We start from the raw sequence: 24,700 nt of genomic DNA, 5'->3' as shown, positions 1-24,700 counted from the left end.
CGGTGGGGAATGGCAATATGGATTGGCATCTCCCACTGTGTGAGTGGCATAATCTGCATTCCGGTCGTTGCGTGGTTCGACGGGGCTCACCATGAGGAAAGTGGTTGATTGCACATTAGTCGCCAACCTTGCAGAAGATAAACTCCCTGCAAGTAACAACCTTCCTCATGGTGAGCCCCGTCGAACCACGCTTTGAGCCAAATGCAAATTTCGATGCACTTACTCTCTCTTGCGCTTTCTCTCCCGCAAGGGAGAGAGATAAGAGGTCGCCGCAGCGAAGCGTCCTAGTCGTCCTGAAGCATCAGGCCCTTGGTCAGTTCCATCGCCTGCAACTCGAACAGGCCGCGATAGATACCGCCCTTGAGCCCTATCAGGGCCTCGTGGTTGCCCTCTTCCGCGATACGGCCATGGTCGAAGACCAGCAGCCGGTCGAGGGAGCGAACGGTCGACAATCGGTGAGCGATCACCAATGTCGTCCGGCCGAGCATCAGGCGCTCCATTGCCTGCTGGATCAGCATTTCTGACTCTGAATCAAGGCTGGAAGTCGCCTCGTCCAGAATAAGAACCGGGGCATCCGCAAGGAATGCACGGGCAATGGCAACGCGCTGGCGCTCACCACCCGAAAGCTTCACGCCACGCTCACCAACAAGCGTGCCGTAGCCCTTCGGCAAGCCCATGATGAAATCATGCGCACTTGCCTGCCGGGCAGCTTCCTCGATCTCGGCCTGCGTAGCACCAGGCTTTGCATAGGCAATGTTTTCAGCCAGCGACCGGTGAAACAGGATTGGCTCCTGCTGCACAATGGCGATTTGCTGGCGTAACGATGCCTGCCTGACATCGGCAATATCCTGACCGTCAATGCGGATCTGGCCCGACTGCACATCATGCAGGCGCTGGATCAGCTTGACGAAGGTGGTCTTGCCTGAACCCGAATGTCCGACCAGACCAACCCGCTCGCCTGCCCGGATCGTTACCGAGAACCGGTCGTAAAGCGGTAGCCTGTGTGCACCATAGTGGAACGTCACATTGTCGAACTCTATCTTGCCATTGGTGATGTCGATCGGCTTGGCGCCGGGACGATCATCAATGCCAAGTGGTTGACTCTGAATATCAACCAGCTCTTCCATGTCATTGACAGAACGCTGCAAATTGCGAATGTCCATGCCAACTTCACGCAAGTAGCCCTGCAGGATAAAGAACGATGTGAGTACAAAGGTGATATCACCCGCACTCGCATGTCCATTCGACCAAAGCAGCAATGCTGCGCCGATCATCGAGCCTCTCAGGATGAGAAGCATCGAACCCTGTGTTGTTCCATTGATCGTACCGCGCCGCCATGTGCGGGCTGTACGGTCACGCCATTTCGCCACAACCTTGGCAAGACGGGCATCCTCGCGGCTTTCCGCACCAAAGCCTTTGACGACCATGTTGCAGCTGACCGCATCGGCCAAGGCACCGCCAAGCTTGGTATCCCAGCGATTGGCAAGGCTTGCCATTGGAGCAACAAAGCCAAGCGACATCAGCACCGTGACCACCACGAACAGCAATGATCCCAGACCGACAATGATACCCATGACCGGCCAGTACCACGTCATCAGCGCTGTCGAGCCGATGAGCATGATGATGGACGGAAACAGTGCCAGAAGCAGCGTATCGTTCAACAGGTCAAGCGCCCACATACCGCGCGTGACCTTACGCACAGTCGAACCGGCAAAGCTATTTGCATGCCAGTCAGTCGAAAAACGCTGGATGCGATAAAAGGCATTCGCCGCAATGTCGGACATCATCTTCAATGTCAGATTAACCACTGTCATGAAGATGACATAGCGCAGAACAATTGCCCCGAAAGACAGGGCAATCAGTGCGAAGAACGCCGTCATTGCGGCATTCCACGTTACTTCGTCCTGCGGACTGCCCTTGACGATGGCATCAACGAGCCGCCCGGAATAAAGCGGGGTCAGCACATCAGCCATTGTCGAAAACAACACGGCAACAAGCGTTAGTGACAGACGCACGGGCTGTGCCTGCCAATGTTTCCAGGTGAATCCAAGAACGCTGCGGAAAGCTCCGCCTCGGATAGCGAGTCGTAAAAAAGCCATGACGATTGTCCGGTACGCAAAGCACCGGCCTCAATAGGAATTACAGAAAGAAGATGCCGCGTAAAAAGAAAAGTGAATCAGTACGGCATTGTGGTGTGGCGACTTGGCCGAATACGGACAAGGCCAATGTCGGCGATGAGTTCTTGACTTGTGAAGCCAATAGGAAAGCTTGAGTGCTTTCCGCCATCACATATCAGGAACTGGCGCCGCCCCGTGGGGACATCATGAGAGCTACCATTCGTGAACCTCCCGGTCGTAATTGCCGGAGATTGGCTTATAGGCGAATCGGTTTGCCACGCCAAGCGCCTATTTTTTGTGCAAATGGCTTTGGTTTTGCGGTGCGGCCAGATTGCAACAGTGTAGGCACGGTCCCGCGCAACGTGGACTTGCAAATGCCAGCCTAGACTGTTTTTGGCAAAATCATTTCGAAACGCGCGCCAGCTTCAGAATCGATCAGCCTGATCGTTCCATTATGCGCCTTGAGCAGGGCCGCAATAATTCCGAGCCCAATTCCCGTCCCGCCATTCTCACGCCTTGTCGTGAAGAACGGATCGAAAATACGATCTTTGTTGCCGCTGGAAACTCCATTGCCATCATCTGATGCCGTTATGAGGATCGCCTCGACCTCAATTCGGGCATTGAGAATAAGCTGATGTGCGCCGTGCTGCACTGAATTCTCGGCAAGGTTGGTGAGAATGATCCCTGCATATTCGCTGGACATCTGGAATGGCAATTGTGCGCCGCTGGAAATATTGATGGTCAAGCCCTCGGGCGGTTTGATGCCGGGCAGCACCCGGGCGAGCGATGTAGTCTCAGCCGTGAGGTCGGCGCTTTCGGCGCGTGCAAGTTCGATCAGGCGGCGTACAAGCTCGTTGAGGCGATGCGTATCCGCAGCGATATTATCGTAGAAGCGTAGCCGTTGCGCCGTATCCATTTCGTCACCGGATTCACGCAGTAGCTCAGCAGCACCCTGAATCGCAGTCAGCGGGGATTTGAGCTCGTGTGAAACGTGGGTTGCGAAGGTTTGAATGGTATCTGAACGCGCCTGAAGCTTGCGCGCCATATCAAGGAAAGCCTCGGATAACTCTGCCATTTCCCGCGTGCCGTGATGGCTCAGCGGACGCATGGCTTCGCGGTCGCCAGCGGAAATTCTGGCAGTGCGTTCCATCAATTCGTAGATCGGACGACTGATCGTGCGCAGGAAAATCAATCCGATAAGAAGAGTGGCGCCTACTATGACGACCACCGCAAGCGCTGCCTTGCCGCGCTCGCTATAAAGATGTTTGACAATATTATTGGGCGTGCGCGCGATATAAACAACGCCCGCGACACGACTATCGAGAACAACAGGCATCGCCACGAATACGCGGATACGGGTGCCGCGGCTGATCGAATAGAGCGATGGTGCCGGTTCATCCAGAACGCGAGTCCGCATGACGCTGGAATATTGACCCTCCAGCGCTGTTCGAACCTCCTCAACATTGGCAAAGGAACTGCCGATATCACCCCCACCGGCAATCACTACACCCGTCGGATCGAGCAGGCGAATACCTGCAAGTGTCGTGTTCTTTGTTTTCTCTAGAATATCTGACAGCCCTGCGCCTATCGCCGTAAACTGAGAGTTTGCTGTCGCAGGAACGGCATCCGGGCGGCTGGGCAGGATAGGATCAGTCGCCAGATCAAGGCGTGGCTCGATAGGCGTGTAGCGTGCCTCCCGGGGATTTCGTGTACTGACGAGGGCACCGAATTCATTGGGTGAAACAGCCGCTTCCCGCAGATTATGGGAATAGACAGCTGCTATGACCACGCTCTGCGCGATCAGTTCGGCTTCGGTTTCACGCACCAGCTGGTTTTCATAAATGCGGAAGAAGAACAGCCCTGCCAGCGGTAACAGCATGACCGCGAGCAGCAGCGCCAGCACCACCAGACGCAGGCGGGGGCGAAGCTTGTCCTTCATGCGCCGCATCGGCCAAGCCGAAAACCGATACCATGCACCGTTTCGATTATATCCGGGCAGCCAGCAGCGGAAAATTTGGCGCGTATATTGCGGACGTGACTGTCTACGGTGCGATCAGACACATGAACATTTGCCGCGTGGCTTGCATCCAGTATCTGCACGCGATTGAGCACATGCGCCGGTCTCGTAAGCAGGCTTTTGACAATTGAGAACTCAATTGAGGTGAGATCAATTTCGTTGCTTGCAAAGCTTGTAGATCGCCTTATCGGGTCGAGTTTCAAAAGCCCATGGCTCATGGATACCGGGGCGGATTCAGGCTCGGCCAAAGGCCGCGCCCTGCGTAGAATGACATTAATACGCGAGGTCAGTTCGCGCGGGCTGAATGGCTTGGTGACGTAATCATCACCACCAATTTCCAGCCCGAGAATGCGGTCAATCTCATCGTCTCTTGCCGAAAGAAACAGGATCGGCACATCGGATTTCTTGCGCAGTTCCCGGCAGACCTCAAGGCCATCCATCTCCGGCATACCTACATCGAGAACGATAAGATCAGGTGCTATTTTCTCGAACTGACGCAGCGCAGTGATGCCGTCACCGGCAATTTCCGTGGTCATACCAGCCTTCGCCAATGCAAAGCATATGACTTCGCGGATATGCGGATCGTCATCGACGACTAGGATGCGATGGCTCATTACAATGTACTACTCATATTCATTGCGCCTGATCTTGGGCATTTCGTACACAAAGGGATGATCCCGTAGATAGCGGGAAAGCCGCCATCCGCGAAAGGTCCATTCACTCCAGTTCTCACCATAAGGCTCATGTACATAGATGATACTTGCCAATTGTGGTGGCAATTCATGGTTCCTGATTTTCCCCGAAGCAATAGCGTTCTGGATTGCCGGGATTGCGGCTGGCCCCAATTGTTCCAGATAATAAGTATCCAACGCTACGCCCTCTCCGCCAAGATCGCGGCTGTGCTGAATGTTGTAACTGGTAATCAAATAAGCAAAGTTCACAAAACAGCACAGATAAAGCGTTGCAGAAAGCGCCAGAAGATTGGCCGTGCAAAGCCATTCATTGGTTTTTCCAATTGCAATGCGGGCAAGGATCAGCAGAAGACCAGTTGCAACCAGCACCATCCATATGAATGCGGCAACACGCCAATAAGTCAGTGAATAGATGCCGACATAGAGTTGAAGCCGTAAAATCGAGGATGCGACCAGCACCACATTCTGGGCAATCCACACATAGACCAAGATACGGATACGTCGATCTCCAGCGCTGGCACTGCCCGGACGCATGGCAATGAGCACAAAGAGTGCAGCCAAAAGCGCGGTGACAATCAAAGGATAGGCACCACTATGGGCATAACGCGCATAGGACATGCCATCCGGCAGGGCGATGCCGCCCCATAGATAAGCTCCATCCAGCACTGTCTGGATTGCAAAAAGAACATTGAACATAAGCAGCGCGCGAAAGATGGCCGCCTTGCCGAATACAACATCCTCAATCGTGGTCACGGTTTTATACCTTGGAAGATTGATCTTGCGGCTCATGCGCTGGCGCAAGCGTGGGCGGATAAATGCCCAGCAGCAAACGATAGTAATAGTCCAGAATATGATGCGTATGATCTCGATACGCTCGAATATCACCCAAACATCAATCAGCGAAAGCCAATGTTCGATGACCGGATTAGCGAGCCCGAACATGCTGATGAAGAATGCCGTGAGCACAACAGGCATCAGCCAGATTGCAAGGCCAGCAAACCTGATCCTGCCGGAGCCTGTACGTCGGACCGCTTTTCGCCAACGGAAAAAATCGCGTATCAGCCTTGCAGGAACGACGATAAGAAACAAAATTACTTGCCTCACCGCCACATCGAAGCGGGAACGCAAACGCTTTGCCATCGACAGGGCAAAGGCGGCCAGCGAAAACAGCGCTATGAGCAGTGATAGTTCCGTGAGTTCCTCAAAAAGCGGAAGAAGACCGGCGAACAGCAAAGTGCAACGTACCAACAGGCCCCGCTGTGCGATTGTTCTTGCGTGAACCACGGTAATTGCCATAGCCAACAGGACCGCAAAGATAAACACCGATATGCCTGCCGAATGATCGTAAAACAGGAAGTCTGCCGCGACAGTCAGCAATATGACTATCGATAGGCGTGCAGGGAAACTCCATTTTTGTGCATAAACGGAAGCGGTCATTCTCTTATCCTGATTGATTTGTCTTCGCTGATTCTGCGCCGAAACGGAATTATCACCGCACTGGCATCCGTCTTTGGATCATCAATCCACCAGCCATCACGCAAAAGGCGGGAGGGCAAAGCGGGAAACGGAAAACCGGTGTTGGGATTTATTTGGCGCATGCCTCCTTATGCGGGCACATAAAGGATTCCCCGTGCCTAAGATGCGGAGGATTTCAGGAGCTTTGTGCAGGAATTGTGCAGATCGCGGTGCACGCCGCAATCTGCATCAGCTATGAAGCTATTGCAGCCTGTCACGGAAGCGATTGGTAATGGGATAGCGGCGGTCACGGCCAAAATTCTTTTTGGTGACCTTCACACCCGGAGCCGATTGGCGACGCTTATACTCCGCAATGTAAAGCAGATGCTCAATGCGTTCCACGATTGCACGTTCATGGCCACGCGCAACGATTTCATCAACGCCCATCTCATTTTCCACCAGACATTCGAGAATATCGTCGAGCACCGGATAAGGCGGCAACGAATCCTGATCGGTCTGATTTTCGCGCAGCTCCGCCGAAGGAGCCTTACTGATGATATTGACCGGGATCACCTCGCCCGATGGACCAAGCCCACCCGCCGGCACATTCTTGTTGCGCCACTCGGACATGGAATAGACCTGCATCTTGTAGAGGTCTTTGATCGGATTGTAGCCGCCATTCATATCGCCATAAAGCGTGGCATAGCCAACCGACATTTCCGACTTGTTGCCCGTTGTTACAACCATTGAGCCGAACTTGTTCGAGATGGCCATGAGGATCGTACCACGCGCACGGCTCTGCAGGTTTTCCTCGGTAATGCCTTCCCTGGTGCCTTCGAATGTCGGGCCAAGCGCCTTGAGAAACCCTTCAACAGGCTCAAAGATCGGCACGATATCATAACGGCAGCCGAGCAATCTTGCGCAGTCCTCTGCATCTTTCAGCGAATCCTTGGACGTATAGGTGTAGGGCATCATGACGGCGCGCAGGCGCTCCTCACCCAACGCATCGACGGCCAAAGCAGCACAGATCGCCGAGTCAATACCGCCGGAAAGGCCAAGCACAACATCCTTGAAGCCGTTCTTGTTGACGTAATCACGCAGGCCAAGCATGCAGGCGCGATAATTCGCCTCCTCACCTTCCGGAATATGCGACATCGGCCCCTCGCCGCAGGCCCAGCCATCCTTGCCGCGACGCCACGTGGTGACAATCAGCTGCTCTTCGAATTGCGACATCTGGAATGCGAGGTTCTTGTCGGCATTGAAAGCAAACGAAGCGCCGTCAAAAATCAGATCGTCCTGCCCGCCAAGCTGGTTTGCAAAAACCAGCGGAAGGCCAGTCTCGATCACCTGACGCAATGCCACCTGATGGCGCACATCGACCTTGCCGCGGTAATAGGGAGAACCATTCGGCACGCAGAGAATTTCCGCGCCGCTTTCCGCAAGCGTTTCGCAAACGCCCAGATCACCCCATATATCCTCGCAGATCGGTATGCCGATACGTACGCCACGAAAGTTAACCGGACCGGGCATTGGCCCCTGCTGGAACACACGCTTTTCGTCAAACTCGCCATAGTTCGGCAGATCGACCTTGAAGCGCTCTGCAATGACCTTGCCGCCATCAAGGACCATCACCGAGTTATGTAAACCGGTTTCCCGCCGCAATGGCGTACCGATAATGACACCGGGACCACCATCGCCAGTATCCTTGGCGAAATCCTGGACTGCCTTTTCGCAAGCCTCGATAAAAGCCCGCTTCAACACCAGATCTTCAGGCGGATAGCCCGAAATGAACAGTTCTGTGAAGAGTATAAGGTCAGCGCCCTGCCGGGTCGCGTCGGCTCTCGCCTCGCGCGCTTTGGCCAGATTGCCTTTGATATCACCCAGTACAGGATTGAGCTGGGCAATGGCGATACGCAGGATGTCGGTATTTTTGCTCATAATGAACATATATCGTTTCGTTGATGGGAAAACAATGTCGCCGCTGGGCGTATCATAAGAAAAATACGTGCCAGAGCGTGTAGAGCCAGATAGTCGCGACGAGAATAACCGAGATCAGCACGGCCAGCGAACCGCAATCCTTGGCAATCTGGATTTCCTTATGAAAATCACGGGAAACCGCATCGCAGGCCGCCTCAATGCCGGTATTCAAGACTTCAACCATGATGAGAAAAAGCAATGAGCCAGTGAGGAGGAGGAAGGAAAGACCAGTTGGCGCAATGAATGCGGCGACGGGAATAGACAGCAAAAACAGTACAAGTTCCTGTTGTACCGCTTTTTCATGGACGGCGAGGTGCCGAAGCGCCCGCATTGAATTTATGAATGCCATTACCAGTCGATGCATGCCCTGCCCCTGAATATCTTAGACAAGTCAGCTATAAGACCCATATGGCCTGCGTCAATGCTTTGGCGGTGCCACCACAATGCCGCTACTGCTTTTTTCATATTGCGGCAGACCATCATCGATTTCATAATAGTCACCCTTATCGGCAACAAAAATGTGGATGTCCCCTTTAAGGTTGGTTGGATTGTCGAAAGCACCGGCCATAACTGAAATATAATCAAGGTCATTATGCTTCCAGAACAACACTGAGCCGCAATGCTTGCAGAAGCCGCGCCGGGCAAATTCGCTGGCTTCATACCAACTGATGTTTTCCTGACCGGATATATCGATGCAGTCGTCCTGGACATTTGTGGCAGCGTAGTGATGACCCGATTGTTTGCGACATTGCGAGCAATGGCAATAGACAACGCCACGCAAAGGCCCGCGTGTTTCAAAATGAACATTTCCGCAAAGGCACGAGCCTTTATGCAATTCGCTCATAAGTCATTCCTCCCTCGCAGGACTGGAGAATAGGCAGTGCAGTCCGGCCTGCTTTCGCATTCACGCCTTTGGTGAACGTTTTGACGACAGCACCAGCAGGAGCGCACCAAACAGCGCGGAGAGCAGCGAGCCGAGCAGAACACCGAGTTTGGTTTCATCCTGAAGCATCGGTGAATTGGCATAAGCCAAGAGGCCGATAAACAAGCTCATCGTAAAGCCGATGCCGCAGAGAACAGAGACACCATACATTTGCATCCAGCTGGCACCGGCTGGTCGTTCCGCAAGACGCATTTTGATCGCCAGCCATGCAAACGAAAACACGCCAAGCTGCTTGCCCACGAACAGCCCGGCAGCGACGCCAAGCGGCACTGGATCAGCAAGATTTGAAAGTGACACTCCGGTGAATGAAACACCGGCATTGGCAAAGCCGAATATGGGAACAATGATAAATCCAACCCAAGGCTGGATGGCATGTTCAAGCTTGAGAAGCGGCGAACCTGCCTCCCCCTTCTCGCCCGTCATGGGAATGGTCAATGCAAGCAGAACACCTGCTATTGTCGCGTGAATACCGGATTTGAAAACCAGTATCCAAAGGATCACGCCAAGAACAATATAGGCCCAGAGCCGCACCATTCCGAGCAGATTCATCGCCATAAGAATGGCGAAGACCACCGCAACACCGGCCAGCGCCGGAACATTGAGACCCTCCGAATAGAACAGTGCAATGATGATGACCGCGCCAAGGTCATCGATAATGGCGAGCGCCGTCAGAAACACCTTCAATGAAAGCGGAACGCGTGAACCGAGCAACGACAATACGCCCAGCGAAAAGGCAATATCGGTCGCCGATGGAATAGCCCAACCACGTATGGTCTCGCCTTCATTAAAGGCAAGGAAAATAAGCGCTGGCACGACCATGCCGCCGACTGCAGCAAAACCCGGAAGCGCCCGCCGCGACCAGTTCGACAACTGGCCGCTGATCATCTCACGCTTGATCTCCAGACCAACGAGCAAAAAGAAAACGGCCATCAGTGCGTCATTGACCCAATGGAGAACGCTCAGTCCGCCAAGATCGATGTGCAGCAGATCGAAATAGGTCTGGCTTAGGGGTGAGTTGGCAACGATCAGCGCCAGGGCGGCAACCACCATAAGAATGATGCCGCCAGCGGCTTCACTCGCCATAAACGAACGGAAAGATGCGGACAGACGGACTCGGCGGGGCGCTTTCGTATTCATAGTGCCTTGATAGAATCCGAAAACCTAAAATTCCACCCCAAAGCCGTCGGTTATGACGTGATTGTGAGTGTTCGCATTATCCTCTGCAAAGCCGGATTACTTGAGCGGGATAAATTTCAAAATTCCTGCAAGTCCTGAGTCTGCACTATTACGTCTGTCGGAAGGATGAGAAGTTCCATCATTAACGGGCAATTCTTCAAAATCAAAAGGGCTGATACCTTCAAGACAGGCAGCATTAACGCCATATTCCTGCGGATTGGAGCGGCGCTGGTGGTGCGTATAAATCCCGCATTTCGAGCAGAAATAATGTTTGGCCGTGTTCGTATTGAATTGGTAGAGCGTGAGCGCGTCTTCGCCTTCGAATATTGCGATGTCCCCGATATCAGCAGTTACAGCAACTGCACCGCGCATACGGCAATAGGAACAGGTGCATCTTCGCGCGCCGTGCAAGCCATTTTTCAGGCGCACGTGAAAGCGGACAGCGCCGCAGTGGCACGAACCATCAATCTCTTCAATATTCTTGTCCATCCGCTCTCCTGACCCCTGAAACAATAATGGCGGCCACAAGGACCGCCATTAAATTTTTAAACGTCTGGCAGATCAGCCGTTTGCAGCCATTTTCTGCGGCTGGCTGTCACGTTCCTTCTTGAGCAGTTCGGCAACCAGAAACGCCAGTTCCAAAGCCTGATCGGCATTGAGACGCGGGTCGCAATGGGTGTGGTAGCGATCCTGCAAATCTTCAGCAGAAATAGCACGCGCACCGCCTGTGCATTCGGTCACATTATTGCCGGTCATCTCGATGTGGATACCGCCGGGATATGTTCCTTCGGCATGATGAACTGCAAAAAAGCCTTCGACCTCTTTGAGGATACGGTCAAATGGACGTGTCTTGTAGCCATTGGCAGTGATCGTATTGCCATGCATCGGATCACAGGACCAGACAACATTGCGGCCTTCCTTCTGTACTGCACGGATTAGCTTTGGCAGATGATCGCCAACCTTGTCATGTCCGAAACGGGCGATCAGTGTCAAACGGCCAGCTTCGTTTGCAGGGTTGAGCAGATCGATCAGACGCAGAAGATCGTCCGGCTCCAACGATGGGCCGCACTTGAGACCGAGCGGGTTCTTGATGCCACGGCAATATTCAATATGGGCATGATCCGCCTGACGGGTACGATCACCGATCCAGATCATATGGCCGGACGTGCCGTACCAGTCACCGGACGTTGAATCGACGCGTGTGAGGGCCTCTTCATAGCCAAGCAGCAATGCTTCGTGGCTGGTGTAGAAATCCGTCTCACGCAACTGCGCGTTAGTCTCGGCTGTAATACCGACGGCGCGCATGAAGTCGACCGTATCGGCAATACGGCGGGCAAGCATACCATAGCGTTCACCCTGCGGGCTATCCGCAACGAAGCCAAGCATCCACTGGTTGACGTTCTCAAGATTGGCATAACCGCCCTGTGCGAACGCGCGCAACAAATTCAACGTTGCGGCAGACTGACGGTAAGCCATTTCCTGACGTGCAGGATCAGGGATACGCGACTGCTCCGTGAACTCGGTGCCATTGATAATATCGCCACGATAGATTGGCAGCTCGATACCATTCTTGGTTTCCGTGTCCGAAGAACGCGGCTTGGCAAACTGACCGGCAATGCGGCCAACCTTGACGATGGGCTGCGAGGCACCGAACGTCAGAACGACCGCCATCTGGAGGAATACACGGAAAAAGTCGCGAATATTGTCCGCGCCATGTTCGGCAAAGCTTTCGGCGCAATCGCCACCCTGCAAGAGAAAGCTTTCACCACGGGAGACGGCCGCGAGCTGCTTCTTCAGCTTGCGTGCCTCACCTGCAAAAACCAGCGGTGGATATGTCCGAAGACGGGCCTCGACATCGCTCAGAGCTTGAGCGTCCGGATAAAAAGGCACCTGCTTGATCGGTTTGCCTCTCCAGGAAGTCGGTGTCCAGTTCTTGGTCATTATTGCACCTGTTACTTGCTTTCCACTTTGGTAGCGTTTGTTTGAGATTTTCCGGTCATGCCGGAAGGCGCTCATATAGTCCAATTATGCTTGCGATACCAGTCCTGTTAACGATTGTGCCGCACAGCCGATTTGGCCGTTGTGAGCGGCATCGCTTTGTATTACCTTAACGTAAAAGTAATTACGGGAGGCAGTGATGCAAGAGATTGCTTTTGAGGCGTCAGACGGTTTTCCCCTACGCGGCAATCTGTTCAGCGGAACAGGACAAAAACCTGCGGTCCTGATCTCATCGGCCGCCGCAGTCCCCGACAGTTTTTACCGGCATTATGCCAACCGGTTGCTTGATCTTGGCGCTTCTCACGTCCTTACTTATGACTATCGCGGAGTAGCAAAATCAACCGTCCCAAAAGGTTGGAAGCCTCGCTTGCATATGAAGGATTGGGCGGTATTGGACATGCCTGCAGCGCTTGACCAACTGAAAAAGACATCCGGCGGCAAGCCGATAGCAGGCATTGGTCACTCCTTTGGTGGCGTTGCAATTGGCCTTTGCAACCGCTCCGCCGATTTCGAGCGCTATACTACTCTTGCTTCATTATCGGGCTATTACCGCAACACTGCCGAACCGTTTGCCGTGTTTGCAAAAATGAACCTGTTGGGTGTGCCACTTACATATCCGCTCGGGAGACTCCCAAAGTGGAGCGGAATAGGTGAAGCACTACCCGGCAGCATTTTCCGTGATTGGGCACGTTGGTGCCGCAATCCGAACTTCCTGTTCGAGGACCCGAAAGTACCCGAAGCAAGGCATTTCAACGCGGTAAGGATACCAGTGCTTGGCGTGGGTATTGCAGACGATCCCTGGGGTACACCCAGGGCGGTCGGTTTATTTCTGGAAAGGCTGGCAAATGCCGATGTCAGCGAAATATGGCTCTCGCCTGACAATCGCGCAGATCAGATTGGTCATCTTGGTTTCTTCCGTAAAACCAGAGCGGAAACCTTGTGGCCGGATATTATGGGTTGGCTGCTGGACGGAAAACTACCGGAAGGTGCGATACGCCGGTCAAGCGTAAAAGCGGCCTGAGACTAAGGTCGCGCTATCAATCTGAAAGGCACTATTTATTATCGTCTCATTATTTTGATTTCTCTTATTTATTGTACGTACAATATATGATAATCATTTGGGACGAACCAAAACGTATCGCGAATATCGAAAAGCATGGGCTCGACTTTATGGCCTTAGATATCGATTTCTTTCTTGGTGCAGTTATTCGACCAGCCAAGAAACAACGGCTTCAGGCAATTGGGCATCTTCATAACGGGGTGATATCAGTTATATTTTTCAAACTCGGTAGTAAGGGCTGGTCCATAGTTTCCATGCGCCCCGCCAACCCAAAGGAAAGAGCGCTCATTTTATGACAGCAAAACAGAATATTCAGCGTGAATTCAAAGAAGGCAGAGGCTACTCTCAAAAGGATTGGGACGAAGTCTCCGACAATCCTGAATGGACCGAAGAAGACATTAAAAACGCCCGTCCCTTTCGCGAAGTCTTCCCCGAGCTGGCAGAAAAAATCCGCGAGGAAATAGCCAAACGTGGCCGACCGCATTCAGCCATTACCAAACAACCGGTCACGATACGCCTCGACCCCGATGTCATTGCGAAATTCAAGGCGACCGGGCGCGGCTGGCAGTCCAGAATTAATGAAGTGCTGAGACAAGCGAAGGTCTGATCGCCATTGCACTCAGTCGACGCGCTCGCCTTTCACAATGCGATAGGTTGGCTTGTACATGGTGACAAGTTCTTCTGAAGCGGTCGGATGGACAGCCATAGTACGGTCGAAATCGTCCTTCGTGCAGCCAGCTTTAATCGGAATGCCGAGAAGCTGCGCCATTTCGCCGGCATCCGGCCCAAGAATATGCGCACCCACTACCTTCCTGCTTCCAGCGTCGACGATAAGCTTGGTCAACATTCTCTCTTTCGATCCCGAAAGCGTGTTGCGCATCGGCCGGAAAAGCGCCCGGTAAACCTCGATTTCGTCAAACTCCTTGGCGGCTTCCTCTTCCGAAAGCCCAACCGTCCCGATTTCCGGCTGTGAAAATACGGCTGTGGCAATATCGCGGTGATCAGGCTTGGTCGGATTGCCTTTGAATGCCGTTTCGAGGAAACACATCGTTTCGTGAATGGCTACCGGGGTCAATTGCACCCGATTTGTCACATCACCGACTGCCCAGATATTTTCCACATTCGTGCGGGAATAGTCATCAACCTTGATAGCGCCGATTTCATCAACTTCAACGCCGGCCTGCTCCAGACCGAGCATCTTTGTGTTGGGTATGCGGCCGATTGCCAACATAACCTGATCCGCAGGCAGTTCATCGCCGGAGGACAATTGCACGTCGAGGCGGCCATTGGCATTGCGCTTGACCTCTTTCAAAATCTCGCCGCAACGGATTTTAATGCCTTTGGCTTCCATGGCTTCATGCAGCAAATGGCGCAAATCATGGTCGAAACGGGACAATATCTCCTTGCCACGATAAACCAGTGTTACGTCGACACCAAGCCCATGGAAAATATTGGCGAACTCGACAGCGATATAGCCGCCGCCTGCAATAATGATGGATTCAGGCAGCTTTTCGAGATGGAACGCTTCATTGGAACTGATGCAAAGCTCGTATCCCGGCAGTGCCGCGTGTGGATTAGGGTGACCGCCAACGGCGATCAAAATCTGATCGGCGGTAACACGCTTGCCGGTTTTGAGAATTTCAATCGTGTGAGCATCAATCAGCAGCGCACGGCTGTCGAATATTTCCACATGGGAATTATCCAACCCCTTGCGGTACAGTCCTTCAAGACGCGCGATTTCGCGATCCTTGTTTGCGATAAGCGTCGACCAATCGAACTTGGTTTCGCCGACGCTCCAGCCATAGCCTGCTGCGGCTTCAAAATGCTCGGGGAACTGGGAAGCATAAACAAAAAGCTTTTTGGGGACACAGCCACGGATCACACAGGTGCCGCCCATGCGATATTCTTCGGCAAGGCCCACCTTCTTGCCCATGGCGCCAGCCAATCTGCCCGCACGCACACCACCGGACCCTCCCCCAATAACGAAAAGGTCGTAGTCATATATTGTCATGGCAGGAGCGCTCCGAATCTGTGCGTGGCTGACATATATGGGCCCTATGGCACCAATTTAAAAGCACAAAGCCCGGCAAGAACCGGGCTTTGAAAATCAATAGACAATGATTGTCATAATTAAGGTTTTGGCGCTTCCGGATCAGCCGGTGCGTCTGGTGTTGCCGGAGCCGTTGCAGCGCCCGAAGCCACAATCTTTTCCGCTACAGCCTGGGCTAGATCGCGGGCAATACCACGCTGCCAGATACCGGCGGCCTTCAACACTTCACGTGTTACGATTGGACCTTCCGAAAGGAGTTTCTTTCCTGCCGGAGAATTATAAAAGCCGGTGATGGCGTTCAGATCTTCTTCCGTAAAAGAAACGGCATAGGCGCGCGCTGCTTCATCTTCCAAGTCACCGCGACGGGCAGCCAGGGTCAGAGCCTGCTCATCAACAGTTGAACTGATAATAGATTCCAGATTCGGGTCCTTCTGGATCAGTTCAGATTTCAACTGCTGGGCAACCATTGGCAGAATCGAGTCGAACTGATCTGTCGTCTTGATGGCGGTAACCGCGGCGCGTGCAGCAGCCAGATGTGATGGAGTGATCTCTTGCGCTTGTACAGAATAAACACCGCCCAGCATGATTGCGATGGACAAAGGTGCAATCAAGCGGCGAAAGCCAGTTGCTCGGTTCATGAATTTATCGCTCCGTTTTTCGTTGTATGCGTCTCATCCAAAACCATCTCCAAGTTTTCGGATGAAACAACCGATTCTAATGCCGCCGCGTGCCTAGACAGACTTATCACGCAGCAATGTTTGAATACCGTCAGCACCCGCCAGAATGGCTGTGTGCGCCAGATTCAAAAACAGACCATGCTCTACAACACCGGGAATGGTATGCAAGGCATTCGATAACGCTCTTGTATCTGGAATGCGGCCAAAAGATGCATCCAGGATTAAATGCCCCCCATCTGTTACGAATGGCTCTGTACCAAATGCATCGGCTCCCGTCACCCTTAATGTCACCGCCCCTGACAAACCCAACTCCACAGCGGCGCGCTCTATCGCCAGCGTCGTTGCAGCCAATCCGAAACGATTGACTTCTATCGGCAGTGGAAAGGCACCCAGAACATCGACAAACTTGGAACCATCGGCGATGACAATCATCCGGCTGGAGGCAGCGGCGACAATCTTTTCGCGCAATAAGGCACCACCACCCCCCTTTATGAGGCTGAGTTGTGCATCGACTTCATCCGCGCCATCAATTGTGAGGTCAAGTTGCGGCGTGTCTTCAAGGGTGGATAGCGGTACGCCAAGCTCACGACAAAGCTTTGCTGTGCGTTCCGAAGTGGGTACACCGATGACGGAAATACCGCCCTCGACCTTTTTTGCCAAAAGGCGCACGAACTCTTCCGCAGTCGATCCCGTGCCAATGCCAAGTCGCATACCATCTTCTACATAGGTCAATGCAGCGGCGGCAGCTTCGATCTTCAATGTTCTTGGGTCCATGAGTGATGCGCCCTCTTGTAGCTTTGACTTGCCATCTTTTTGCGTTGACATTGGGCTCCCTAACACGTCAGGCAAAAGGGTCAAGACTCGCCTGTTGATTTTTGGCGGGCTGGTACACCCATGAAGCGATTGCAGGAATAAAATGTCTCAACCAATTATCGTATTCGATCTTGATGGAACGCTGGTCGATACAGCTCCAGATCTTCTCGACAGTCTCAATCATTGTTTAAGTGCCGCAGGAATGCAGAAAGTCGACCCGGTGGCCTTGCGCCGCTACGTTGGTCAGGGGGGGCGCGTCATGATCGAGCGCGCTTTCGAGGCACAGCAGAAGCTGCTTAGCCCGGAACAGCTTGATTGGCTCCTCGGTCTTTTCATCGAGCACTATGGTGCACACATGCCCGGTCACTCTGCGCTCTATGAAGGCGTTGCACAATCAATGGACGACCTTGCCAAAGCAGGTTATCTGCTGGCCGTTTGCACAAACAAGTTTGAAGGACTTGCCACGTCACTACTTGATCATCTGGGTGAGACACGTCGGTTTGCTGCAATTACCGGTGGCGATACATTTGCTTTCCGGAAGCCGGATGCGAGACATCTTCTGGAGACAATCAGACTCGCAGGCGGTGATCGGGAACAGGCAATTATGGTTGGCGACAGCCATACAGACATCAACACCGCCAAAGCCGCAGGCATTCCGGTAATTGCCGTTGATTTCGGTTATTCCGACATGCCGGTAGCCACTTACGACCCGAGCCGCGTCATTTCACATTATCGCGAATTGAATGTAGAAATGGCCAGGTCTTTGATCGCAGCCGTGAATGCATAGCCAAACGTTTCAGTACTCATAAAACTTCAGGAACTAAACGGTTGACTGCGCGTTATAACTTTCCAATGATGCCGACAAATTTTGGTTGGTCATCAGAACGAAGTGTTTAATACTTCGGGAAACTCTGGAGGAATTATGAAAAAGCTCACTTCAATTCTGACAGCAATGGCTATGTCTGTTGGCATGTTATCAGCCGGTGCTGTTCCGGCTACCTCTGCTCCGCTGGCTCCTATCTCGATTGAAACAGGCACTCCCAACGTGCAAACGGTGCGAGACCGTGGCCGTCACTGGCGACATGGCGGCGATCGTGGTTGGAGAGGCAATCGGCACTGGCGCGGCGATCGCGGGTGGAGAGGTGATCGTCATTGGCGTGGTCATCGCGGATATCGTCATCATCGCTCGGGATATCGATATCACAATGGTGCATGGTTCCCATTGGCCGCATTTGGTACTGGCGTAATTATTGGCAGTACGGTCAATCGCCCCGCCTATCGTGGTGTCCGCTCGCACACGCAATGGTGCTATGATCGCTATCGTTCGTACCGTGCATCCGACAACACGTTTCAGCCCAATAATGGTCCGCGTCGTCAGTGTAATTCGCCATATTGATAATCGACGGTCTTGATTCTGCGGCCCGGCTTTCAATGAGCCGGGCTTTTTATTGTTAGTCGACATATCGTTGTGCCTCCATATTAGACGGAAGCCGCATTGCCTTTGCACAAGGCCCGTTATAGCTGCCTAGTTTTTAACCTGCACCGGTTTTGCTGCACACCAACGACGGAATGTGCTTGCATTTTTCCTCGAACGCGCTTGAATGACACTTATAAAAAGGGGGACATGAGTGAAGCCATTTGACGAGATGATCAAAACCGGCGACGAGGTCCGTCAGCCATATGACCAGTTGAAAAGCTGGCTAGATACACAGAACCCAGGCCGGCTGGCACAAAAAGCACTCGATGCCGAGAATGTTTTCAGGAAAACCGGTATTACCTTCGCTGTTTATGGCGATGAAGAAGCTGCCGAGCGGCTCATTCCCTTCGATATTATCCCGCGTATCATCACCGGAAATGAATGGCGCCGCCTTTCACAGGGTATCGAGCAGCGCGTTATGGCGCTCAATGCTTTTCTCGACGATATTTATCACCGTCAGGAAATCATTCGTGCCGGACGCATTCCGCGTGAGCTTTTTACCCATAACGACGCGTATCTACCCGAAATGGTAGGGTTTCGGCCGCCGGGCAATGTCTACACCCATATTATTGGAGTTGACATTGTAAGGACCGCCGAGAACCAGTTCTACGTGCTGGAAGACAATGCGCGGACACCTTCCGGTGTATCCTACATGCTGGAAAATCGCGAAACGATGATGCAGCTCTTTCCAGAGCTTTTCCAGCAGATCAAGGTCAGGCCGGTAGAGACTTATCCGAAAATGTTACGGCAATCGCTTGCTGCCGTGGCTCCTCCGGGATGCAATGGAACACCAACCATCGCCGTATTGACGCCCGGCATCTATAATTCCGCCTATTTCGAGCATGCTTTCCTGGCTGATCAAATGGGTGTGGAACTTGTCGAAGGCGGCGATCTGAAGGTCGAAAACGGCAAAGTTGTCATGCGTACCACCGAAGGCAACCGTGCAATCGATGTCCTTTATCGCCGCGTGGACGACTCGTACCTCGATCCCCTTACCTTCCGTCGGGATTCAGCGCTTGGCGTTGCTGGTATCATGGATGTTTACAGGTCCGGTAACATCACAATCGCCAATGCTCCGGGCACCGGAATTGCCGATGACAAGGCGCTTTATTCCTACATGCCGGAGATTGTCGAGTTCTATACAGGACGCAAGGCGATACTGGAGAATGTGCCTACGCATCGTTGTTCCGAGCCTGACACGTTGAAATACGTGCTCGAAAATCTGAGCGAGCTTGTTGTCAAGGAAGTACATGGTTCCGGCGGCTATGGCATGCTGGTCGGGCCAGCCGCCTCCAAGAAGGAATGTGAGGCTTTTGCGCTGAAACTCAAAGCCAATCCAAAGAATTACATTGCTCAACCCACGCTTGCATTATCGACGACGCCAATCATGACCGAGAAAGGCCTCGCGCCGCGTCACGTGGATTTACGCCCGTTCGTGCTTGTTTCTGATCGCATTCGTATCACACCCGGCGGGTTGACGCGTGTTGCTCTCAAGGAAGGGTCGTTGGTGGTCAATTCCAGTCAGGGAGGCGGGACAAAGGATACCTGGGTGCTGGACGACTAACATTCAGGCAACTGACAATAATTGCGGAAATAAGGGCCATCCATAAGGCTCCCGATTAATAAAAGAGGGAATTTATTAGAAAATGCTACTTGGGCGTACCGCAAACGGTCTTTACTGGATGTTCCGCTATATAGAGCGGGCCGAAAACATGGCTCGATTGATCGATGCCGGGTTGCGCATGGCACTTACAAAGACGTCCGATGCGCCGGAAGAATGGTCCTCCGTTTTGATGAGCGCCGGTGTAAAGATCGGTTACGATAATAAGTACAAGGAATACAATGCCAGCCTTGTCTCCGACTTCCTTCTCCGCGACCTGAACAATCCATCGAGTGTCATGTCCTGCGTTGAAACGGCTCGCTCAAACGCGCGCATGGTGCGTACCGCATTAACACGGGAAGCGTGGGAAAGTGTCAACGAAACCTGGATGGTGCTGAAATCTACCTTGGCGTCGCCCATTCCCGAAACCGACCTGCCCCGCGTTCTCGATCAAATCAAACGTGAGACCGCGATTATTCGGGGTGCTTTTCATGGCACCATGCTTCGCAATGAAATCTTCAATTTCGCGCGCATTGGCACTTTTATCGAACGGGCGGATAACACAGCGCGCATTCTTGATGTCAAATATTATGTGTTGCTGCCATCAATTTCATATGTCGGGACAACACTTGATAACTTCCAGTGGGAATCGATTTTGCGATCGGTTTCTGCCCATCGCTCTTATCGCTGGGTTTACGATATCGAATATAGTCCGGTTAACATTGCAGATTATCTGATCCTCAATTCCCGGATGCCGCGCTCGCTGAATTTCTGTTATTCGAACATTGTCGATAATCTGAAACATCTGGCCATTGATTATGGTGCCCGTCACGAATGCCACGACATGGCTGAGGGGATTATGACGCGGCTTGAGAATAACGATATCCGCACGATCTTCGACAATGGCCTGCACGAATTCCTGAGTGATCTTATCTATCAAACCACCGGCTTGAGCAGTAAAATTGCCAAAGCCTACAATTTTGATTGAGCGCCATGCTTCTGAATATCCAGCATAATTCTCACTACCGCTACGATGCACCGGTGCACTACGCTGTGCAGCGCCTGCGCCTTCATCCCCAGAGTTCCCCCGGGCAAAAGGTCATTGACTGGAATGTGACGGTTGAGGGTGCGACGCAGGAAGCGAACTATCGCGACGGATACGGCAATCGTACCATGCTCATTAGCGTTGATCGCGGAACAGAGGAACTCATTATCCGCGCCGCCGGACATGTCGAGACTGATGATCGCAGCGGCGTTCATGGCAAGGTCTATAATTTCATGCCGACATGGCTCTATGAGCGAGAGACCGAACTGACAGCGCCCGGTGAGGCTATCCGCGAACTTGTGGCAGGATTACCGGCAAAGTCGGACAGGCTTGAGATTCTGCATGAACTCATGGGCGCGTTAAACCAGAAACTGGTCTATACGCCCGGTTCGACAACAATCAACACGACCGCCGAGGAAGCGCTGCGTCTTGGAACTGGTGTTTGTCAGGACCATACGCACGTATTTGTCTCCGCTGCCCGGCTTCTGCATATCCCAGCGCGCTATGTTTCCGGCTATCTGATGATGAATAATACAATCGAACAGACGGCCAGCCATGCATGGGCCGAAGCCCATATTGACGGCCTCGGATGGGTCGGTTTCGATGCTGCCAACGATATCTGCCCCAACGAGACCTACGTGCGAATTGCTTGTGGTCTGGATTATCGCGAAGCGGCGCCCGTTTCGGGAATACGCTTTGGACCGTCAATTGAATCTCTTGCCGTCGAGGTCAATGTAGAGCAGTAATCGGCTCTGATATTCGAACTTGGGATTCGCTATGACTTATTGCGTCGGGCTCAAACTGGACCGTGGACTTGTGTTTATGTCTGACACAAGGACTAATGCGGGCGTCGACAATATTTCGACATTCAAGAAAATGTACACTTGGGCAAGGACAGGCGACCGGGTGATAACGCTTCTTTCCGCTGGCAACCTCGCCACGACACAGGCAGTTATCAGCATTCTTAACGAGCGGACCAAAACACCATCGGAACGCTCGCCTTCGATCTACGAAATGCCCTCGATGTTTCAGACTGCAAGACTCGTTGGCGATACGATCCGTGACGTGATCCATCAGGTAGATAGCGGTGGTCAGCGCGCCGACTCCTTCGGCGCTTCAATCATACTCGGCGGTCAGATAAAGGGCGGCGATCCACGCCTATTCCTTATTTATCCCGAAGGAAATTTCATTGAATCGACACAAGACACACCATTCTTCCAGATCGGCGAGCACAAATACGGCAAGCCGATCATTGTGCGGTCCTATGATCCGGCGATGACTTTTGAAGAAGCGACCAAGCTTTTGCTTGTTTCGTTCGATTCAACGTTGAAGTCTAATCTGTCTGTTGGCTTGCCGCTGGATTTGCAGTTTTATGAGTCCGACAGTTTCCGTCTCGGCTTTGAAAAGCGTATCGAACGCAATGACCCCTATTATGAGATCGTATCAGAAGGCTGGTCTCAGGCTCTGAAACTGGCGTTCCAGAGCCTGCCGCCATTCGAGATTAAATCGCGCGACTAGAGATTAGCGGTCTGCACGGTTTCTGCCTGACGCACAGAATGCGTCTTGCCAAGAGCCTTTTCGAGATAGGCATCGCGCTCATAGACATCATCATAATAATGAATTTGCCCTGTCGCCGCATCCGGCCAAGCCGTGAAGTAGGAAACGTAAACGGGAAGCTGTGATTTCACCTTCACGTTGCGTTCGTTCTTGCCAAAATACTGCTTCAACTCTTCCACCGGCATTTCAAGCACTGCAGCAGCCATATCGCGTGGCCGCTCCAAGCGAATGCAGCCATGGCTCAAAGCGCGCATATCCTTTTTGAAGTACGACTTTGCGGGTGTGTCGTGCATGTAGATGTCATGGCTGTTCGGGAACAGGATTTTCAGTTCGCCCAGCGCATTATCAAGGCTTGGCTTCTGGCGAATTCCGACGCCGCCGCCATTTGAAGCAACCTGCCCCCAATTGACTGAGCTGGATGGAACCACGCGTCCGGACTTGTCATAAACCTCATAGCCGCTATTTTCGAGATAGGATGGGTTATTGAGGATCTTCGGCATCATCTCATTGAGAATAATGGAGCGAGGCACACCCCACGATGGATTGAACACCACCGTTTCAATCGTATCGTTGAAGAAATAAGTCTGGTTGGTCGGCGATCCGACAACAACATTCATCGCGAGCTTTTCGGTGTTATCGCTGAAATACTGTGCACGATATGCAGGCTGGTTGATAAAGACATAGCGATTGCCAAAATCACGCGGCATCCAACGCATACGCTCCATCGAATACAGAATCCGGTCGCGCTTAGATGCGCTGCTTTCGCCCTGAAGCGACTTGATCGTGGCATTCCCAATAACACCATCAGCCTGTCGTCCCTGCGATTTCTGGTAGTCCTTCACCGCGTCGACGAGACTTAAATCGTAGGTTTCAGCAGTTTCGTTCGCCTGCAAGATTGCGTCGTGCTGGAGAAGATATTCCTTCGGCGCCTTGGCTCTGATGAGAGCGACAACGTTTTTCAGTTCAGGATTGCTTTCACCCGGGCGGATCAGGGTTCCGGGCGCGATGTGGACGGATGGACCGGCAACATCGGCTATTTCGTGCAGATTCTGCTTCAGCTCGGTGTAAAACTTGTTCTGCGGCTCAAAACCGGCCAGCACAGCACTTGCATCCTTGGTTGATGCAAGCTGATCGATGACGGCGCGAGGCTTTACATTATCGGTGTTCAGATCGTGGAACCCACTCAGGCGATTTGGATTTACACGACCATCGCCCTGATCCATTGCATAGCGGAGGGCGCGAGCAGAAAGCGAAAGCTCGAACTCGGCCAGTTCCTTCAAACGAGCAGGAATATCGCTTCGGTCATAATCATCGCTTGGAACTTTTACCGCGTAATCCTGCGGGTCCAGGCCGCTTTCGGCGGCCTTGGCGAAAAGCTCGACAACAGCCTTTGCCTTTGGCGTGACGTCATAGGATGCCGTCCAGATTGGATGTTGCCCGGATGCGTAGTAAGCAACAATCGCATCGGCGATGTCTTTCTCAGCTTTCACGTGGGCTTCGCGAAGGTGGTCAATTTTCAAGCCGAACTGATCCATTTCCATGGATGGTGCAGCGCCGATGCTGGGGTGGGAAGAAGCAGTTAGCTGCGGATCAACCTTTGTCAGATCGATCTGAACCAACGCATCTGGCTTGTAATCGTAATTCTTGGGTGCAGTCACGGTAACGCGCTTGATCGGGGCGCGTTGGGCGGGAGCAGAACTCTGACCAACTCCCACCGCTGGCTCCGGCGGCAAGACCGGCTGTGATTGAATGCGCCGATTGGGAAACAGGAGTTCCATCAGGTTATTGGCTGCCGATGCCTGTGGCACGGCGGTTGCCGTTGCCGACAGCATAGCTGCCAAGAAGAGTGCACGTTTTTTCGAAGAAGAATTCATGATGCTCGCCCAGCTGGAACAGTCTCGCCTGCGGTCAAATGCAGGCCGTCAATTTGGTGTCGTTCCAGTTTCGACGCATCTTGTTTAGAATGTTTTAACAATGCCCCGCCCCCGGCAGATTATTCTCTGGCGACGCATTTCAGCACGTTCGCCTTGGTTCAAAGGTTAACGT

The 24,700-nt window shown here is 52.8% G+C and carries 23 protein-coding genes; 9 read left to right on the top strand and 14 right to left on the bottom strand.

Annotated elements, in window-relative coordinates; genetic code table 11:
- Window positions 1-284: 284 nt before the first annotated feature.
- From ABKW30_RS14660 to ABKW30_RS14615, 10 genes are all read right to left on the bottom strand, one after another.
- Entirely contained in the window at window positions 285-2,099 is a 1,815-nt protein-coding gene (locus tag ABKW30_RS14660; protein WP_348599645.1) for an ABC transporter ATP-binding protein, read from the bottom strand.
- Window positions 2,100-2,499: 400 nt separating this feature from the next.
- On the bottom strand, window positions 2,500-4,056 hold the full coding sequence (locus tag ABKW30_RS14655; protein ID WP_348599644.1) for an ATP-binding protein: 1,557 nt from the start codon (window positions 4,054-4,056) through the stop codon (window positions 2,500-2,502).
- Window positions 4,053-4,748, bottom strand: coding sequence for a response regulator transcription factor (locus ABKW30_RS14650; protein ID WP_348599643.1), 696 nt, complete (start codon window positions 4,746-4,748; stop codon window positions 4,053-4,055). The genes ABKW30_RS14655 and ABKW30_RS14650 overlap by 4 nt, the downstream gene beginning before the upstream one ends.
- A 9-nt stretch (window positions 4,749-4,757) precedes the next feature.
- Window positions 4,758-6,263, bottom strand: coding sequence for a DUF4173 domain-containing protein (locus ABKW30_RS14645; protein ID WP_348599642.1), 1,506 nt, complete (start codon window positions 6,261-6,263; stop codon window positions 4,758-4,760).
- A gap of 279 nt (window positions 6,264-6,542) precedes the next feature.
- Window positions 6,543-8,219, bottom strand: a complete 1,677-nt coding sequence (locus ABKW30_RS14640; RefSeq protein WP_348599641.1) for an NAD+ synthase — start codon at window positions 8,217-8,219, stop codon at window positions 6,543-6,545.
- Between the two features lie 52 nt (window positions 8,220-8,271).
- Window positions 8,272-8,622, bottom strand: a complete 351-nt coding sequence (locus ABKW30_RS14635) for a diacylglycerol kinase (protein WP_348599640.1) — start codon at window positions 8,620-8,622, stop codon at window positions 8,272-8,274.
- Window positions 8,623-8,676: 54 nt separating this feature from the next.
- Complete coding sequence (locus tag ABKW30_RS14630) at window positions 8,677-9,102, bottom strand: GFA family protein (protein WP_348599639.1); 426 nt, start codon at window positions 9,100-9,102, stop codon at window positions 8,677-8,679.
- 60 nt (window positions 9,103-9,162) lie between these two features.
- Window positions 9,163-10,338, bottom strand: a complete 1,176-nt coding sequence (gene nhaA, locus ABKW30_RS14625) for a Na+/H+ antiporter NhaA (protein ID WP_348599638.1) — start codon at window positions 10,336-10,338, stop codon at window positions 9,163-9,165.
- 96 nt (window positions 10,339-10,434) lie between these two features.
- On the bottom strand, window positions 10,435-10,866 hold the full coding sequence (locus ABKW30_RS14620) for a GFA family protein (RefSeq protein ID WP_348599637.1): 432 nt from the start codon (window positions 10,864-10,866) through the stop codon (window positions 10,435-10,437).
- Window positions 10,867-10,938: 72 nt separating this feature from the next.
- Entirely contained in the window at window positions 10,939-12,318 is a 1,380-nt protein-coding gene (locus ABKW30_RS14615) for a 3-deoxy-7-phosphoheptulonate synthase class II (protein WP_115053270.1), read from the bottom strand.
- A gap of 196 nt (window positions 12,319-12,514) precedes the next feature.
- Between ABKW30_RS14615 and ABKW30_RS14610 the strand changes: the two genes are divergently transcribed.
- The 3 genes from ABKW30_RS14610 (at window position 12,515) to ABKW30_RS14600 (ending at window position 14,042) form a co-directional block, all read left to right on the top strand.
- The gene (locus ABKW30_RS14610) at window positions 12,515-13,396 is read left to right on the top strand and encodes an alpha/beta fold hydrolase (RefSeq protein WP_348599636.1); all 882 of its coding nucleotides are present in this window, start codon (window positions 12,515-12,517) and stop codon (window positions 13,394-13,396) included.
- A gap of 86 nt (window positions 13,397-13,482) precedes the next feature.
- Window positions 13,483-13,731 (top strand): BrnT family toxin, encoded by a 249-nt coding sequence (locus ABKW30_RS14605; RefSeq protein ID WP_348599635.1) that lies wholly within the window; start codon window positions 13,483-13,485, stop codon window positions 13,729-13,731.
- Window positions 13,728-14,042: a BrnA antitoxin family protein gene (locus ABKW30_RS14600; RefSeq protein ID WP_348599634.1), complete on the top strand. Its 315-nt coding sequence runs from the start codon at window positions 13,728-13,730 to the stop codon at window positions 14,040-14,042. The genes ABKW30_RS14605 and ABKW30_RS14600 overlap by 4 nt, the downstream gene beginning before the upstream one ends.
- Before the next feature lie 12 nt (window positions 14,043-14,054).
- On the opposite strand, the gene gor is transcribed toward ABKW30_RS14600, so the two are convergent.
- The 3 genes from gor to rpiA form a co-directional block, all read right to left on the bottom strand.
- Window positions 14,055-15,446, bottom strand: a complete 1,392-nt coding sequence (gene gor / locus ABKW30_RS14595) for a glutathione-disulfide reductase (RefSeq protein ID WP_348599633.1) — start codon at window positions 15,444-15,446, stop codon at window positions 14,055-14,057.
- 119 nt (window positions 15,447-15,565) lie between these two features.
- On the bottom strand, window positions 15,566-16,123 hold the full coding sequence (locus tag ABKW30_RS14590; protein WP_348599632.1) for a DUF2059 domain-containing protein: 558 nt from the start codon (window positions 16,121-16,123) through the stop codon (window positions 15,566-15,568).
- Window positions 16,124-16,216: 93 nt separating this feature from the next.
- Complete coding sequence (gene rpiA, locus ABKW30_RS14585; protein ID WP_348599815.1) at window positions 16,217-16,936, bottom strand: ribose-5-phosphate isomerase RpiA; 720 nt, start codon at window positions 16,934-16,936, stop codon at window positions 16,217-16,219.
- 142 nt (window positions 16,937-17,078) lie between these two features.
- Between rpiA and ABKW30_RS14580 the strand changes: the two genes are divergently transcribed.
- The 6 genes from ABKW30_RS14580 to ABKW30_RS14555 all read left to right on the top strand — a co-directional run bounded on the left by ABKW30_RS14580 (window position 17,079) and on the right by ABKW30_RS14555 (window position 22,615).
- Window positions 17,079-17,762, top strand: coding sequence for an HAD family hydrolase (locus ABKW30_RS14580; RefSeq protein ID WP_348599631.1), 684 nt, complete (start codon window positions 17,079-17,081; stop codon window positions 17,760-17,762).
- Between the two features lie 135 nt (window positions 17,763-17,897).
- Window positions 17,898-18,371 (top strand): BA14K family protein, encoded by a 474-nt coding sequence (locus tag ABKW30_RS14575; protein WP_348599630.1) that lies wholly within the window; start codon window positions 17,898-17,900, stop codon window positions 18,369-18,371.
- Window positions 18,372-18,603: 232 nt separating this feature from the next.
- Complete coding sequence (locus tag ABKW30_RS14570; RefSeq protein ID WP_348599629.1) at window positions 18,604-20,016, top strand: circularly permuted type 2 ATP-grasp protein; 1,413 nt, start codon at window positions 18,604-18,606, stop codon at window positions 20,014-20,016.
- Between the two features lie 82 nt (window positions 20,017-20,098).
- Window positions 20,099-21,040, top strand: coding sequence for an alpha-E domain-containing protein (locus ABKW30_RS14565; protein ID WP_348599628.1), 942 nt, complete (start codon window positions 20,099-20,101; stop codon window positions 21,038-21,040).
- Between the two features lie 5 nt (window positions 21,041-21,045).
- The gene (locus tag ABKW30_RS14560; RefSeq protein WP_348599627.1) at window positions 21,046-21,843 is read left to right on the top strand and encodes a transglutaminase family protein; all 798 of its coding nucleotides are present in this window, start codon (window positions 21,046-21,048) and stop codon (window positions 21,841-21,843) included.
- A gap of 31 nt (window positions 21,844-21,874) precedes the next feature.
- Window positions 21,875-22,615, top strand: coding sequence for a proteasome-type protease (locus ABKW30_RS14555; protein WP_348599626.1), 741 nt, complete (start codon window positions 21,875-21,877; stop codon window positions 22,613-22,615).
- Here the strand turns inward: ABKW30_RS14555 and ABKW30_RS14550 are convergent.
- On the bottom strand, window positions 22,612-24,528 hold the full coding sequence (locus ABKW30_RS14550) for a L,D-transpeptidase family protein (protein ID WP_348599625.1): 1,917 nt from the start codon (window positions 24,526-24,528) through the stop codon (window positions 22,612-22,614). The two genes, ABKW30_RS14555 and ABKW30_RS14550, sit on opposite strands and share 4 nt — an antisense overlap.
- Window positions 24,529-24,700 lie beyond the last annotated feature (172 nt).

Origin of the sequence: Phyllobacterium sp. SB3 (genome assembly GCF_040009165.1) — a bacterium.
Classification (GTDB): domain Bacteria; phylum Pseudomonadota; class Alphaproteobacteria; order Rhizobiales; family Rhizobiaceae; genus Phyllobacterium.
Note: the sequence above shows the minus strand (reverse complement) of the source record. Positions and strands in the feature narration are given on the sequence as shown.